General features: G+C 50.3%; 11 protein-coding genes. 6 read left to right on the top strand and 5 right to left on the bottom strand.

What is annotated here, in order from left to right:
- The first annotated feature begins 484 nt into the window (after positions 1 to 484).
- The 4 genes from SE18_RS22080 (at position 485) to xseB (ending at position 5,313) form a co-directional block, all read left to right on the top strand.
- Complete coding sequence (locus tag SE18_RS22080; protein WP_083470079.1) at positions 485 to 2,320, top strand: 2-oxoacid:acceptor oxidoreductase subunit alpha; 1,836 nt, start codon at positions 485 to 487, stop codon at positions 2,318 to 2,320.
- A 3-nt stretch (positions 2,321 to 2,323) separates the two neighbouring features.
- Positions 2,324 to 3,370 carry a 2-oxoacid:ferredoxin oxidoreductase subunit beta gene (locus tag SE18_RS22075; protein ID WP_054536638.1) on the top strand — a complete coding sequence of 349 codons (1,047 nt, stop codon included), beginning with the start codon at positions 2,324 to 2,326 and terminating at the stop codon, positions 3,368 to 3,370.
- Positions 3,371 to 4,027: 657 nt separating this feature from the next.
- Complete coding sequence (locus tag SE18_RS22070) at positions 4,028 to 5,092, top strand: type III polyketide synthase (protein ID WP_054536637.1); 1,065 nt, start codon at positions 4,028 to 4,030, stop codon at positions 5,090 to 5,092.
- 14 nt (positions 5,093 to 5,106) lie between these two features.
- Complete coding sequence (gene xseB / locus SE18_RS22065; RefSeq protein ID WP_054536636.1) at positions 5,107 to 5,313, top strand: exodeoxyribonuclease VII small subunit; 207 nt, start codon at positions 5,107 to 5,109, stop codon at positions 5,311 to 5,313.
- A 100-nt stretch (positions 5,314 to 5,413) separates the two neighbouring features.
- Here the strand turns inward: xseB and SE18_RS22060 are convergent, their stop codons facing one another.
- A complete protein-coding gene (locus SE18_RS22060; RefSeq protein WP_054536635.1) occupies positions 5,414 to 6,718 on the bottom strand; it encodes an alpha-L-fucosidase in 1,305 nt (434 codons plus the stop codon).
- Between the two features lie 461 nt (positions 6,719 to 7,179).
- On the opposite strand from SE18_RS22060, the gene SE18_RS22055 reads away from it, so the two are divergent.
- Both SE18_RS22055 and SE18_RS22050 read left to right on the top strand, forming a co-directional pair.
- Positions 7,180 to 7,761 carry a TetR/AcrR family transcriptional regulator gene (locus tag SE18_RS22055; protein ID WP_054536634.1) on the top strand — a complete coding sequence of 194 codons (582 nt, stop codon included), beginning with the start codon at positions 7,180 to 7,182 and terminating at the stop codon, positions 7,759 to 7,761.
- Between the two features lie 32 nt (positions 7,762 to 7,793).
- The gene (locus SE18_RS22050) at positions 7,794 to 8,912 is read left to right on the top strand and encodes a DUF418 domain-containing protein (RefSeq protein ID WP_054536633.1); all 1,119 of its coding nucleotides are present in this window, start codon (positions 7,794 to 7,796) and stop codon (positions 8,910 to 8,912) included.
- Between the two features lie 52 nt (positions 8,913 to 8,964).
- On the opposite strand, the gene SE18_RS22045 is transcribed toward SE18_RS22050, so the two are convergent.
- The 4 genes from SE18_RS22045 to lysA form a co-directional block, all read right to left on the bottom strand.
- A complete protein-coding gene (locus SE18_RS22045; protein ID WP_054536632.1) occupies positions 8,965 to 9,951 on the bottom strand; it encodes a TerC family protein in 987 nt (328 codons plus the stop codon).
- A 450-nt stretch (positions 9,952 to 10,401) separates the two neighbouring features.
- Positions 10,402 to 11,604: an RNA polymerase sigma factor RpoD gene (gene rpoD, locus SE18_RS22040; RefSeq protein ID WP_054536631.1), complete on the bottom strand. Its 1,203-nt coding sequence runs from the start codon at positions 11,602 to 11,604 to the stop codon at positions 10,402 to 10,404.
- Positions 11,605 to 11,619: 15 nt separating this feature from the next.
- The gene (gene dnaG / locus SE18_RS22035) at positions 11,620 to 13,548 is read right to left on the bottom strand and encodes a DNA primase (RefSeq protein ID WP_054536630.1); all 1,929 of its coding nucleotides are present in this window, start codon (positions 13,546 to 13,548) and stop codon (positions 11,620 to 11,622) included.
- 200 nt (positions 13,549 to 13,748) lie between these two features.
- Positions 13,749 to 15,080 (bottom strand): diaminopimelate decarboxylase, encoded by a 1,332-nt coding sequence (gene lysA / locus SE18_RS22030; RefSeq protein WP_083470076.1) that lies wholly within the window; start codon positions 15,078 to 15,080, stop codon positions 13,749 to 13,751.
- Between the last annotated feature and the right edge of the window lie 123 nt (positions 15,081 to 15,203).

The following is a 15,203-nucleotide window of genomic DNA, read 5'->3' as shown; positions in this document are numbered from 1 at the left end:
TTGATTTTTGCCTTCTGACTTTTGCCTTTATTTGCTACTTGACAAACTATCCAACCTTAGATACACTACGCTCAGCAATAAAAACTGATTTATCCGATAAAACAGTTTTTATTATGACGCAGTTCTGAAGCACTGGACATGCATCATTGGCAAAGCGTCAGCATTGATCCGAGGTCGTAGCGGCAACTGCGCATCTCGGTGCTCCTCTCTCCCCTCTCCAGTTGGCACGCCAGCCGCTCATGGCACAGAGCGGCTGGTTCTTCTTTTAGTGCTAAAATACAAAAGTGTCCTAAAAACTGACTAAAACCCCTGTTCTCATAGACGCGCTCTATGGATATAATAGACAGAACACATCGCAGCTAAAGCAATCACGGCGTACAATTATGGTTTAGAGACCGGCTTTGGTTGGTTGACGAACCATTGGGTTCGCAGTATCTTTAGAGGCTATAACCTGGCAAAGAAGCCAATTAAGGAGAATACGTTCATGGCAGTCGTAGATTATCAGACGGAGCAACAGCCCGCTGAAATCGCCCGTGAGGACGTGAATATTAACGACTTCGCGATTATTGTGGCTACTCCCAATGGTTCCGGGAGCCAAACCGCCAATAATACCATCCTCCGTGCTTGTTTCAACATGGGTATTCCGGTAACAGGCAAAAACCTGTTTCCATCAAACATCAAAGGGTTACCCACGTGGTATTCAATTCGCTTGAGCAAGGATGGCTATCAAGCTCGCCGTCATAAACGCGATGTTTTGGTGGCCATGAATCCAGCCAGCTTTGGCGATGACCTTCAATCGCTTGAGCCAGGTGGGATTTGTCTGTATCCTGATGATTCGCGCCAAGAGCTTTCACGCAGCGACGTGACCTACTTCCCAATGCCAGTCAAGGAATTGGTGAAGAACTCAGGGGTCGATGCGAGTTTGCGCGATTATATTGCCAACATGGTCTATGTTGGGGTTTTAGCCCATTTACTTGGCATTGAAGTTGCCGAAATCGAAAGTGCATTAAACAAGCACTTCAAGGGCAAGCAAAAAGCCATTGCCTCGAATATGAATGTGGTTAATGCTGCTGTGGCTTGGGCTGCTGCCAACATCACCACCCAATCACCATTCCGGGTTGAGCGCATGGACAAAACCCAGGGTATGATTATGCTCGATGGCAATGCAGCTGGCGCGCTTGGCTCGGTCTTCGGTGGCGTTTCATTCGTTGCTTGGTACCCAATTACGCCTTCAACCAGCTTGGTCGATGCCCTCAACGACTACCTGCCAGAACTACGCATCAACAAAGAAACCAATAAGCCAACCTATGCAGTGGTGCAAGCAGAAGACGAATTGGCAGCAATCGGCATGATTATCGGTGCTGGTTGGGCTGGCGCGCGCTCGATGACCGCAACCTCAGGCCCTGGGCTTTCGTTGATGGCTGAGTTTACCGGCTTGGCCTATTTTACCGAAGTTCCTTGTGTGGTTTGGGATGTGATGCGGATGGGGCCAAGCACTGGGATGCCAACCCGTACCGGCCAAACCGACTTGATCTCAGCCTATTTCTTGAGCCACGGCGATACCCAACACGTTTGTTTGTTGCCTTCAAGCATCAAAGAATGCTTTGAGTTTGGCTGGCGCTCATTCGATTTGGCTGAACGCTTGCAAACGATTGTGTTTGTGCTTAGCGACCTCGACTTGGGCATGAACCAATGGATCTCTGAGCCATTCGAATACCCAACCGAGCCAATGGATCGGGGCAAGGTGCTCGATGCCGATGCCTTGACCGCCGTCGGCGATTGGGGCCGCTATCGCGATGTTGATGGCGATGGCATTCCCTATCGCACCCTGCCTGGCACCAATCACCCCAAAGCAGCCTACTTTACCCGTGGTTCAGGCCACAACCAAGATGCCAAGTATACCGAACGCTCAGATGAGTGGGTCGCCAACTTGGATCGCTTGGCTCGCAAGTTTGAAACTGCGCGGACGATCGTGCCAACCCCAATCACCGTCAACGAAGAAAACGCCACGATTGGGATTCTCTCGTATGGCTCGAACGATCCAGCAATTATCGAAGCCTTGGATCGCTTGCGCGAAGCCAACATCAACGCCGCCTACCAACGGGTGCGGGCATTGCCATTCACCAAAGAAGTTGGCGAATTTGTGGCCAAGTACGAACGCATCTATGTAGTTGATAACAACTACAACGGTCAAATGGCACAATTGTTGCGGATGGAATACCCAGAATTAGCTGGCCGGATTATTGCTGTTGCAAGCTGCGATGGCTTGCCATTAACCGCCCGCTGGGTTACCGAATCAGTACAAAAAGGGGAAGCATAGGCCATGGCAACGACCAAAGCGACTCCCAAGCCAAAAATTAACCTGCTTGGGTTTGAACAAGGTGAATACAAAGGCGCACCTTCGACGCTGTGTCCAGGGTGTGGCCACGACTCAATCTCATCACGGATTGTGTCGGTCTGTTTCGAATTAGGTGTTCAGCCCTACCAAGTCGCCAAATTCAGCGGCATTGGCTGTTCATCGAAAACTCCGGCCTATTTCTTAGGTCGCTCACATGGTTTCAATAGCGTTCACGGACGCATGCCCTCAGTTGCTACTGGTGCAATCGTCACCAACCGCAACTTAGTCGGCTTGGCGGTGAGCGGCGACGGCGATACTGGCTCAATCGGGATGGGCCAATTCAAGCACTTGGTGCGCCGTAACGTGCCAATGGTCTACATCGTCGAAAACAACGGCGTTTATGGCTTGACCAAAGGTCAGTTCTCAGCAACCGCCGATATCGGCCAAAAGCTGAAATATGCTGGCTTGAACGAACTCCCGCCAATTGATCTTTGTGCAGAAGCGATCATTGGTGGCGCAACCTTTGTTGCACGCTCGTTCGCTGGCGACCCACGCCAAGTTGAAGCCTTGCTCAAGGCTGCCTTGAGCCACCGTGGTTTGGCGATTCTCGACATCATCAGCCCATGTGTGACCTTCAACAACCACGAAGATTCAACCAAGAGCTACGCTTACGGCAAGGAACACGAAGAACGTCTGCACGACATGACCTTCATCCGCGCCCAAGAAGAAATCACGGTTGATTACGAAGAAGGCGAAGCAATTCCAGTCAAGATGCACGACGGCTCGACAATTGTGCTCAAAAAACTTGAGACCGATTACGACCCAACCAATCGGGTTGCCGCCTTGTCACGCTTGGATGCTGCGCGCGAAAACCAAGAGTTTATCACTGGCTTGATTTATGTGAAGCAAGACAACAATCGCACGATTCACGATTTGTTGCACATGGACGAACAGCCATTGAGCCACCTCTCAGCAGACCAACTTCGCCCAACCAAAGAAGCCCTCGATTCAGTCTTGGCTGATTTGTACTAATTTGGTTTTGGCTCATCACCCCAGTTCTGGCATGTGCTCAGGGCTGGGGTGTTTTTTTAAGGATGAAGGATGAGGGATGAAAGCCAGAACATAGAGCAAAGAGCATAGAGCATAGGAATTTAACGGCGAAGATCGCGAAGATCGCGAAGGGTACGAAGAACAGAGAGCAAAGAACATAGCAATTTAGCGATACGCTTAACTATTGAGCTACGAAGAATAATTTTTAGCCACAGATTGCTCAGATTAAATTCCCATAGCCCATAGCCATCGTTCCTCTGCGCCTCTGCGTTAAATACAAATCCTTTTTCTCCCCAAATAATATTCCGATAGCCAAAAGCCTATAGCTTATAGCCATTATTTCTCTGCGTTAAATACAAATCCTTTTTCTCCCCAAATAATATTCCGATAGCCAAAAGCCCATAGCCCATAGCCTCTCATTCTCTGCGCCTCTGCGTTAAAATACTGCCCTCTAGCCCATAATTCGGCTTCCCATTTTGCCTTTTGACTTCTGCTTTTCATCCCTCATCCCTCATCCCTCATCCTTCGCTTATGTTCTATGCTCTCTGTTCTATGCTCTCTGTTCTGGTCTAGCCCATGCTATAGTTAAGCAGCCAACTGCTTCAGCAAATAAGCAGCCACTAGTAGATAGGAACGATGATGCCACGAATCCAAGCAATTGGGCTAGGCGTGCCACAATATTGCGTGCCCCAACGAGCAGTGCAAGATATGGTTGCCCAACGCTTTGCCGCAGCTTTTCCCGAAATTCAGCGCTACCTGACGATCTTTCGCCATGCCCAAATTGATACGCGCTACTTGGTACGCCCATTGGAATGGTGGCACGAACCACGCAGTTTTGCCGAATGCAACGCGGTGTTTATTGAGGCAGCTCTCGATTTGAGTTGCCAAGCGATTGAAGCATGTTTACAGCCGCTCGATCTTACGCCCAACGATATTGACCATATTGTGGTTGTCACGACCACTGGGCTAGCAGCTCCCAGTCTTGATGCCTTGCTGATCCAGCGCCTTGGTATGCGCCCCCAAACCCGTCGCACGCCGATTTGGGGCTTGGGCTGTGCTGGTGGCTTGGGCGGTCTCAATACGGCCTTCGATTATTTACGCGCCGAGCCAACCCAACGCGTTTTGTTGCTCAATGTTGAATTTTGCTCGCTGACCTATCTCGCCGATGATTTCTCCAAACGCAATTTGATTGCCACCTCACTGTTTGGCGATGGCGTAACGGCGGTATTATTAGAGGGCGATCAGGTAAATCCGCGCAATCAAGCCTTGGGAGAGATTGTGGCGACGCGCAGCCATCTCTACCCCGATAGCGCTGAAATCATGGGCTGGAATATCGTCAATTCTGGTTTTGAAGTTGTGTTCTCATCGCGAATTCCCTCGATTGTACGCGAACAGTTTCGGCCTTTACTTGAGCAATTTCTGGCTCAACACGGCCTCAATCAAGCAGATCTTGGGCGTTATTTGTTGCATCCAGGCGGGGCCAAAGTTGTGCAAGCCTATCAAGAATCGTTGCAGCTTAGCGATGCCGATTTGGCAGTTTCGCGCGCTGTGTTGCGCAGCTATGGCAATATGTCGTCAGCGACGATTTTCTTTGTAATGCAACAAGCTTTAGCCGCCAAACCGCTCGCAAAAGACGAATTTGGCTTGCTCGCGGTGTTTGGGCCAGGCTTTAGTGCCGAATTGGGATTAATTCGCGGCGTGTAAAAAGGAGTGTCTATATGCCAACCAATCAAGCATACGAAACGGTGTTTCATGAGCTAGAGCAAACCGTCAATGCCTTGGAAGCAGGCGATTTGCCCTTAGAACAAGCTTTGAGCCATTACGAACGTGGCATGGCACTCGCTGCCCAGTGCAATCAATTGCTGCAAAGTGCCGAGTTGCGGGTTCAACAAATTATCAATGGCCAGTTGGTTTCAGTCGAATAGGAACTAGGGCTCAGGGGCTAGGGTTTAGAGGTTATGATTTAACGCAGAGGCGCAGAGAAAATAAGTTTTTGGTTCTCTGCGCCTCTGCGTTAAAAATGGTTCATTCTAATTCTAAGGCTACGACGGTCGCGGTTTCATTGGGCAATTTGGCTGAGGGCCAGTTCAAAAACAGGTCGTCAGTATAATCTTTGGCAATCCACGGCAGTTCAAGTTTTACTTCCGAATGATCGGCGAGCAGGCATGCACGTTTAACTTTGCCATTCAGCCCGCGAAAGTTAATCGGGCCAATTCCACGCTCGTAGATATGGGCATAGATCGTCGAACCGCGCTGAGTGTAGCGGCCCCACTCTGGCTTCTCCAACTGGCTACGACCACAGCCATAGATGCTTGCGCTGTGCTCAGCCATCCAAGTCCCAACTTCGAGTAAAATCTGTTGGCAGGCCTGCGGAATGCGGCCTTTGGCATCTGGCCCGACATTCAGTAGCAAATTACCATTTTTGCTGACACACTCGATGAGGCCATGCACAACTTGGCGTGCCGATTTGAAATCGCGGTCGCTGGCCGAGTAGCCCCAATGCTGATTAAGCGTGATGCAGGCTTCCCATGGCACTGAACGCCCAAGCGCATCGACCAACCCAGCAGGCGGAATCAATTGCTCAGGGCAGGCAAAATCGCCAGCATAGATTTCGGGTGTTGCTGTGCCAAAGCTTGCGTTGCCCTCGCCGCTGGCAGCCAAACGATTATCAATAATCAAATGCGGCTGGATTGCGCGGGCTTGATTAATTAACTCGCTGGCCCGCCAAGCCTCGCCACTCAGCTCGCCATACGAAAAATCAAACCACATAATATCAATTTTGCCATAGTTGGTCAGCAATTCCTTAATTTGGCCGTGCATATAATCGAGGTAGCGCTGAAAATCGCGGGGCTGGTCGCGATAGGCCTCGTTGCCGCGCATTGGGTGATATTCATCGTCAAAAGCTGGATAATCGGGATGATGCCAATCGAGCAACGAATAATACAAACCAACCTGCAAACCCTCGGCGCGAAACGCCTCAACATACTCGCACACTAAATCGCGCTTGGCTGGAGTGTTGGTTGATTTATACTCGGTCAGTTGGCTATCGAATAGGCAAAAGCCATCGTGATGCTTGGCAGTGAGCACGGCGTAGCGCATCCCAGCAGCCTTGGCCAATTTTGCCCATTCGCGCGGCTGATACTCGGTTGGGTTAAATTGCTCAAAATAGGGTTGATAAGCTTCGTTGCTGATTTTCTCAAGGCTGCGCACCCACTCGCCACGTGCAGGAATCGCATACAAGCCCCAATGAATAAACATGCCAAAGCGCGTATCTAAAAACCATTCGGTGCGTTGATTGCGCGCCGTAATCAGCGGATGTTCATTGTTCATCAAACGGGGTTCCTTTACTACTCACATTCGTGTAATAGCGTTATCATAGCCAATTTTGGGCTTAGTTACAGCCTCAAACATGCAGAAATAGTTGATAAAGTCAAAAGTCAAAAGTCAAAAGGCAGAAGGCAGAAATTAAAAATGAGTCTATAGGCTATCGGGGAGCAGGAACAGAACCCTAAAAGTCAAAGGTCAAAAGGCAGAAAAGAACATAGAACATAAGGATAGAGGATGAGCTTTGGGCTAGCAGGAACATAATCCAAAAAATCTGTGGGAATCTGTGGCAAAAAAAGAATTCTTCGTGATCTTCGCGATCTTCACGGTTTCGGCGCTTCGTGTCCCTTCGTGTTCTTCGTGGTTAAAAATATCTTCGTTGTTCACCCTAGACAAACTATATTTTTTCTTTTAGAATGCGAGTGAACGTTCATTCGCATTTTTCCTAGCTAGGAGTTTATGAGGGTATGAGCACAAAAGCCGAGGTACGACAGCGCCAAATCTTAGCAGCAGCAGCAATCTGTTTTGCCCGCAAGGGCTTTCACCAGACCACCATGGACGATATTTGTCGCGAAGTTCAGCTGAGCCCTGGCTCGGTCTATCGCTACTATCGCAGCAAAGAGGCGATTATCGCGGCCTTTGTCGAGGACGATAGCCGCGATTTAAGCGCGCTCTTGCAGCACGTTAGCCAGCAGCCAGATCTTTGGCAAGGGCTTGATTGGCTGATCGACCAATTGTTAGCAGCGATTAGTTCGCCGTTATATGCAGAGCTCAGCGCCGAAATTGGCGCGGAAACCATGCATAATCCAGCGATTGCAGCCTTGGTACGCCAAAGCGATCAAGCAAACCTACAAGCACTCATTGAAGTTTTTCGCTTGGCCCAACAACGCGGCCAACTTGGTGCAACGCTTGATTTGGCAAACACAGCCAATTTAATCATTGCGCTGATCGATGGCCTAACCTGGCGCAAAGGGCTTTATCCTGATGATGATTTAAGCAGCTATGCCACGAGCATTAAATCTATGATTAAGCAGCTCCTGAGCGCTTAATTCGCGGAATTTGCGTTGGCTGGAGATGAATTATGGCAGTTACAACAACCTATAAGGCCACAAATGTGGTCAATCGAGCGCAGCGTATTATTGGCTATGATGTTGCCCGCGCCTTGGCGATTTTGGGCATGGTGATCGTGCATTTTAGCCTGACGTTGGTGGCAAGCGATCAGCAGAGCAGTTGGTTGGGCTTAATTGTGACATTTTGCGAAGGGCGGGCAGCAGCCTTATTTGTGGTGTTGGCCGGCGTGGGCTTGAGCCTCATTGGCCGCATCAACCCAAACGCTGAGGCTGCGGCAATTCAAGCCAAACGCTGGACATTGACCAAACGGGGCTTGTTTTTGTTGGTTTTGGGCTTGATCAACCTTACAATCTGGCCAGGCGATATTTTGCGGGTCTATGGCATTGCGTTTTTGCTGATTGCATGGCTATTTCAAGCCTCGAATCGCGTTTTGCTTAGCTTAGCATTCAGCTTTGTGCTGGCATTTGTCGGCTTGATTATGCGTTTCGATTTTAACCAAAACTGGAACTGGGCAACGCTTGAATATCGCAATTTATGGACGTTTGCAGGCTTACTGCGCAACCTGTTATTTGATGGCTTTCGCAGCGTTTTTCCTTGGGCGGGCCTGATTTTCTTTGGCATGTGGCTGGGGCGGCAACACGTGCAGGTTGCCCTCGTTCGTTGGCGCTTGTTTTGGATTGGGGTAGCCATGGCGCTTACAGCCCAAATTGGATCAATTGGCTTAACCCATGTTTTCAGCCAAACATGGCCGATTTTGGGTAAGCCTGATGCAGCAATGTTGTTCAGCACCGCGTCGATTCCACCGATGCCGTTGTTTATGCTCTCGGCAGCTGGCCTGAGCTTAGCAATAATTATGGGCTGTATTCAACTGAGCCTTGGATTGAGCACCAGTCGCATCATCAATAGCTTAGCAGTAACCGGCCAATTGGCATTGACTTGGTATATTGGGCATATTGTGCTTGGCTTAGGTGGGCTGAGGAGCCTTGGTTTGTATCAAAATAGCAGTTTGGCAACAGCATTGGGATTGGCGCTTGGCTTTTTCGGCGTAGCGGTTGGCTGCTCGGTCTGGTGGAAAAGACATTTTAATCATGGCCCATTAGAAGCACTGCTGCGTTGGGCAACCAGCTAAATCAATAAAGCCCCCAATCGCTTGTACGATCGGGGGCTTGAATTCAAATAATTTAGATTTGGTTATCGGGCTTGATGACTGGTTGGTTGGTCACTGGGTTATCCAATGGAGTATCAACCCCTTCGAGGCGCTTAGCACGGCGCAATGAAGCAATAACCGAAATAACCAACACGCCGATAATCACCGCCAACGAAATATAGGTTGGAACGTGAATGCCCAAGGCAATCACCAACATCTTTACCCCAACGAAGGTCAAGATCACCGCCAAACCATATTTGAGGTAGTAGAATTTATCGACCACCCCAGCCAAAACAAAGTACAGCGAGCGCAAGCCGAGAATTGCAAATACGTTCGAGGTATAGACCAAGAAGGTATCAGTTGTTACTGCAAAGATTGCAGGAATCGAGTCAACGGCAAAAATCAAGTCGCTAGCTTCGACCAAAACCAAGACCAAGAACAATGGCGTGGCCATCAATTTGCCAGCATTGCGGGTGAAGAAATGATCTTCATGGTATTGAGAAGAAACAGGTAAGATTTTACGCACAAATTTAACCACCGGGTTGGTATCGGGGTCCATATGGGTTTCGCCTTGGCGAGCCATATTAATCCCAGTGTAGATCAAGAATGCACCGAAGATATAGATGATCCATTCAAAGCGTTCGATTAATGCAGCCCCGACGAAAATCAGGATTGCGCGCATGACCAATGCGCCGAAGACACCCCAAAACAAAACCCGATGTTGATATTTGGCTGGCACTTGGAAATAGGAGAAAATCAGCACAAAGACGAAGATATTATCGACGCTGAGCGATTTCTCAATCAAATAGCCAGTCAAGAACTTGAGGGCAACATCGCCGCCCTGCCAGAAATACAACCCAACATTAAAACTTAGGGCCAACGAAATCCAGACTACACTCCAGATTGCTGCTTCTTTGACTGAGACTTCGTGCGAATTGCGGTGGAACACGCCTAAGTCGAGTGCCAACATCGCGAATACAAAGACGGTAAATCCAACCCATGGCCAAATTCCAATGTCCATTCGTGTCCTCCGCTGCTTGCTTTAGCCTGTGGTGCGGGGCATAAAAAAACGCCGCGCAAGATCCACACGGCACGGTTAAAAAGAAACGTGTCGTAATGGTCTTGCCGACGTGAACATTGATTGCTCACGTGCAAATAGCCGGGAGCTGTTTGGCTCCGTACTGACGACTATTTGCCCCGAAAGGCGGGTGGCTACTCCCCATGCAGTTCGTTATTTAGCTACCCAACAACTCTACATTGAGTTTTGGTTGATGTCAAATTGGCTATGCAAGCGCTATGCCATCAAAAGAGCATAGAACAAAGAGCATAGAACATAGATTGGGGATTGGTTGATGGGGGCTGGGGATTGGGAGTAACCGACGAGATTTTTTAACCACGAAGAACGCGAAGCGCGCAAAGAGATGATTGCTTCGTATTCTTCGTGCTCTTCGTGGTTAATATTTAAAACGATTTATTCGAGGTAATCGCGCAGTTTTTTGCCAAAGCGGGGGTGGCGCAGCTTACGCAGAGCCTTAACCTCGATCTGGCGAATCCGTTCGCGGGTTACCCCAAACTCTTTACCAACTTCTTCGAGTGTGCGTTGGGTGCCATCTTCCAGCCCGAAGCGTAGTTTCAGCACGCGCTTTTCACGTTCGGTCAGCTGATCGAGCACTTGGGCAACTTGTTCGCGCAACATCTGGTGCGAGGCAGCATCGGAAGGCGCTTCAAGCTTTTCGTCGGGCAAGAAGTCGCCAAGCTGGCTATCTTCCTCTTGGCCAACTGGCGTTTCCAAGGAAACTGGCTCCATCGAGGTTTTGCGAATCGCTCGCACCTTCTCGACGGTCAGATCGAGTGCTTGTGCCAGTTCTTCATCGCTCGGTTCACGGCCATTCTCTTGGGTTAAACGCCGAGCAGTGCGCATCATGCGGTTGATCGTCTCGACCATGTGGACTGGAATCCGAATCGTGCGCGCTTGGTCGGCGATGGCCCGCGTAATTGCTTGGCGAATCCACCATGTCGCATAGGTTGAGAACTTAAAGCCCTTCAAGTAGTTAAACTTCTCGACCGCACGAATTAAGCCAACATTGCCTTCTTGAATCAAGTCGAGCAATGAAAGCCCACGACCGATATATTTTTTGGCGACGCTAACCACCAAACGCAAGTTGGCAGTGGTCAGATGTTCACGCGATTGATGACCGCGATCAATGCGGCGGCGCAAGGCAAGCCGTTCAGCATCGGAAAGCGTATGATCGTTTTCGATCAATTCCTGTTGCGCTTTATCGCCATCTTCCATGGCCTTGGCCAACTCGACCTCTTGCTCGCCCTTGAGCAACGGCACTAAGCCAATTTCGCGCAAATACAAGCGCACCGTGTCGTTGACACTAATGCCCTCGTTGGAAAAATCGACTTCGGGATTCTCGCTAACGGTGATTTCATCATCATCGTCGCCAGTTTCCTCGACCCGAATATTGGCCTTTTGCAAGCTCTCACGAATTTCTTCGAGTTGTTTATCTTCATCACGTTGTGAATCGATAATTTGTTGAATTTCGCCCGGCGTAACATAACCGCGTTTTTTACCGGTGGCTAAAAGATCGCTGAGTGTGCGTAAAGCGGGAAAATCGTCCGTTTCATCGCCCGCAAGCTCAGAGTCGAGGACTTCATCGTCAAGAGCCATCTGTTCCTCCTCTAATTATTTGAGCGAATCACGGGTATCAAGAAAATAGCTGCTACGGCGTGGTTCTGATGTGGCACGCAAATAATGTTGTAAAGCCATGGCTTGCTCCAGCAATCGTTCCTGTTCACCAGGTTCGGCGGCGGCAATCATCTGACCAAGGCGTTCGCTCCAGCGCTTGCCCAACCGGTAGCGCAATGGGCGCAAACATTCCTCGGCCTCACGAGTCACACGGAAACTACGGGTTGGTGGAGCATGATCCCAATTAAGTAGGCGTTCGCCATGGGCTTGCAATTCGGGTGGTACCGTTTCAAGCCATTCAATAGGATTGGGAGTAGCCATCGCCTGGGCTGAGCGCCACAGATCCCATAATACACGATTTTCGACTCGTTCAAATAGTTCGCTCACATCGCCATTCCACAACTCACGCAGGGTTGGCGCTGCGGCTAAATCATCACGTAACTGTTCGCTCACCACCGCATGTACTTGGGGAAAGCGAATTAATAACGATAAGAGAAAATCTTCACGCCGTGCCTCCTGCTCGAGAATTGAAAACACTGGTGGTGGCGCAGCGGGGCGGCTTTGGCGTTGATTCTGCTTGCGCTGCCGCTCTGGTTGTTCGCCGCTAATTGTGCCTTCAATCAGCCGTTGATCAACCTTAATTTGGTTGGCCAACCGTTGAATATAGTGGGCGCGCTCAACTGGGTCAGCAATTTGATTGAGCAATGGTGTAAGCCGCTCGACTGCTGCCGATTTGCCTTTGGCACTGCCCAAATCTAAGCCCCGGGTTAAAGTTGCAAGATAAAAATCCATCAACGGCTGGGCATTAGCAATCAGCGCCCGCCAATCATCAGGATTGTTGCGCACAATATCGTCTGGGTCGCGGCCATCGGGCAGGAGCGCAATCGCGATTGTTGCATCAAGCTCGCGCTCCCAGCGCAGCAAACCAGAAGCAGTTGGCACAGGCCGCACATGGGTATCAAGGGTTTCGCGCAAGGTTTCGAGGCCACGCAAGGCCGCCGATTGCCCAGCAGCGTCGCCATCCATTGCCAAAGTAATGCGCTTGGTCATTTTATTCAACTGGCTGGCGTGAATATCGGTTAATGCGGTGCCCATTGGCGCAATCACATTCCGAAAGCCAGCCTGATGGGCCATAATCACATCCATATAGCCTTCGACCACAACCACGCTATCGCTGCTGCGAATAGTTTCGCGCGCTTGATAGAGGCCATACAACAAGCTACTTTTATCAAACAGCAAGGTTTGGGGCGAATTGATATATTTAGGGTGGCCATCGCCCAAAATCCGCCCACCAAAGCCCACAACCTGGCCCTTGGGATTATGAATTGGGAACATCAAGCGCCCACGAAAACGATCGTAATAGCCACCATTCTCACGCTCCAAGGCCAAGCCAGCCTCGGCAACTTCGCTTGGCTTTGCGCCATGGCGATCGTGCAAATAGCCCAACAAGCTCGACCAATCGTCGCTGGCATAGCCCAACTGAAATTGCTCGACCGCTTGCGGCAGTAGCCCACGTTGCTCGATATAGCTGCGAACATGGGCGGCTTTGGGCGATTGCAAGAGCTGATGGCTCCAAAATTTGGCTGCAGCAGCATTCAACTCGCCCATGCGCGAGCGCAACACATCTTCTTGTTCATCTTGAACGGTGCGTTGGCGCAATTGTACGCCAGCCCGCGCCGCCAGTTGGTTCAGTGCCTCAGGAAAATCGATGCCCTCGCGTTGCATCAAAAAATCAAAAATTGTGCCGCTAGCTTTGCAGCCAAAACAGTGATAGCTATTGCTTTCAGCAAACACCGTAAACGCTGGCGTGCGGGTATTCGAATGGAATGGGCAAAAGCCCACCCAATTGCGCCCAGCCTTGCGCAACGGCACATAATCGCTAATGAACGACACAATATCGATGCGTTCTTTGATGTCTTCAATCACTGAGTTCATAATTATTTAGAGTATAGAACAGAGAGCATAGAACATAACAATATTTGGTTGTCGGGGATTGGAGGTCGGTAACTTCTGCTAGCCTATTATCCCTTGCCAAATCCAACACGTATTTCAGCCACGCATAATCTCTGCGCCTCTGCGTTAAAACCCAGCCCCTGATGCCCAACCTCCAACAACCGAATCCCCAATTACACATCCCGCGCCATCAAATCGGCGTAGGTTTCGCGGCGTTGCAGCAGCGTCGCTTGGCCTTGATCTAACAGCAACAACGCTGGGCGTGGCACTCCATTATACGCGCTTGCCATACTTAGGGTATACGCGCCAGCGACAGGCACTGCCACAAGCTCGCCAACCTCGGCGGCAGGTAAGGCAACCTCGCGAATTAAGACATCGCCAGACTCACAAAACCTTCCGGCCAATTGCACAGGCGCAATCGGCGGAGCAAGCGGACGAGCAACCAACGCAGCGGTATACTGAGCATTGTACAACGAAGGCCGCAAATTATCGCCCATTCCGCCATCAATATGCAAATAATTGCTGCCACCAGCCACCGTTTTGTGCCCAGTTACGCTATAAAGTGCTACGCCAGCCCGCGCCACCAACGATCGACCTGGCTCGATAATCAGTTTTGGCAAGGGAATCTGATAGCGCTCGCAGCCTGTTTGGACTGCATTGGCAATCGTATTGGCGTAGGTTTGAATATCGCCAGCCTGATCGTTGGGCATGTAGGCCACCGCCAAACCGCCACCTGGGCTTAATTCAGTTAAAAGCCAACCCCGCTCGCGCCGTTGCTGATCGGCAAACACCAACAAGCGACTGATCATCTCGCGCAATGCTGCCCAATCGCGCATTTGCGAGCCAATATGGGCGTGTAAGCCAACCAAATTCAAGCCTGGTGCTTGCAAGGCTAGGCGTACAGCTTCGGCAGCGCTTCCATCATCAAGCGGCAAGCCAAATTTGGCGCTGGCTGCGCCGGTGCGAATATGGGCATGCGCACCAGCAGCCACATCGGGCGCAATCCGCAATAAGATTGTTTGCGGCGTAGCGCGGTTGGCACAAAACTCGGCCAAAAATTTCAGCTGATCAAGATTATCGACCACAATTCGGCCAATGCCTGCCTCAACCGCTTGAGCTAATTCGGCTGGTGGTGTACCATTGCCGTGCAAATGAATATGATCGAGCGGCATTCCTGCTCGTTGGGCAATTGCCAACTCACCACCAGATACCACATCCAACCCCAACCCCAAGGAATGCACCAAGCGCGCGACCCCAACATTTAATAAGGCTTTGCTGGCATAGTGAATGCTGACAGGGCCACCATAGGCATGGCGCAAGGCGGCACTATAGCGCATTGCAATCGTGCGAATCGTCTCAGCATCCAAGATATAAAGCGGGGTTCCATATTCAGCAGCAAGCGCCGATAGATTGCAACCAGCAATCTGTAAGCGATCGTGAATAACGCTGGCACTCATGGGCCAAATATGGGCATTGGGCATGCGGCGAACTTCGGCGTGTTCCATTTGGTTAATCCTCGTGGCATGGCTAGCTGAATTTTAGGCGGTTAACCGTTATCAGGTTTAACAAGCATTTATGACATAGATCTCAGATCTGTACAATTTGGTTCACCCGATGACCGTTGTATA

The sequence above is a fragment of the Herpetosiphon geysericola genome (genome assembly GCF_001306135.1).
Taxonomy (GTDB): domain Bacteria; phylum Chloroflexota; class Chloroflexia; order Chloroflexales; family Herpetosiphonaceae; genus Herpetosiphon; species Herpetosiphon geysericola.
This window is presented reverse-complemented; position numbering and strand designations above follow the sequence as displayed.

Excerpts from the sequence above, each read along its gene's own strand:
- SE18_RS22080 (WP_083470079.1), top strand. The coding sequence starts at position 485 with ATGGCAGTCGTAGATTATCAGACGGAGCAACAGCCCGCTGAAATCGCC.
- SE18_RS22075 (WP_054536638.1), top strand. The coding sequence starts at position 2,324 with ATGGCAACGACCAAAGCGACTCCCAAGCCAAAAATTAACCTGCTTGGG.
- SE18_RS22070 (WP_054536637.1), top strand. The coding sequence starts at position 4,028 with ATGCCACGAATCCAAGCAATTGGGCTAGGCGTGCCACAATATTGCGTG.
- xseB (WP_054536636.1), top strand. The coding sequence starts at position 5,107 with ATGCCAACCAATCAAGCATACGAAACGGTGTTTCATGAGCTAGAGCAA.
- SE18_RS22060 (WP_054536635.1), bottom strand. The coding sequence starts at position 6,718 with ATGAACAATGAACATCCGCTGATTACGGCGCGCAATCAACGCACCGAA.
- SE18_RS22055 (WP_054536634.1), top strand. The coding sequence starts at position 7,180 with ATGAGCACAAAAGCCGAGGTACGACAGCGCCAAATCTTAGCAGCAGCA.
- SE18_RS22050 (WP_054536633.1), top strand. The coding sequence starts at position 7,794 with ATGGCAGTTACAACAACCTATAAGGCCACAAATGTGGTCAATCGAGCG.
- SE18_RS22045 (WP_054536632.1), bottom strand. The coding sequence starts at position 9,951 with ATGGACATTGGAATTTGGCCATGGGTTGGATTTACCGTCTTTGTATTC.
- rpoD (WP_054536631.1), bottom strand. The coding sequence starts at position 11,604 with ATGGCTCTTGACGATGAAGTCCTCGACTCTGAGCTTGCGGGCGATGAA.
- lysA (WP_083470076.1), bottom strand. The coding sequence starts at position 15,080 with ATGGAACACGCCGAAGTTCGCCGCATGCCCAATGCCCATATTTGGCCC.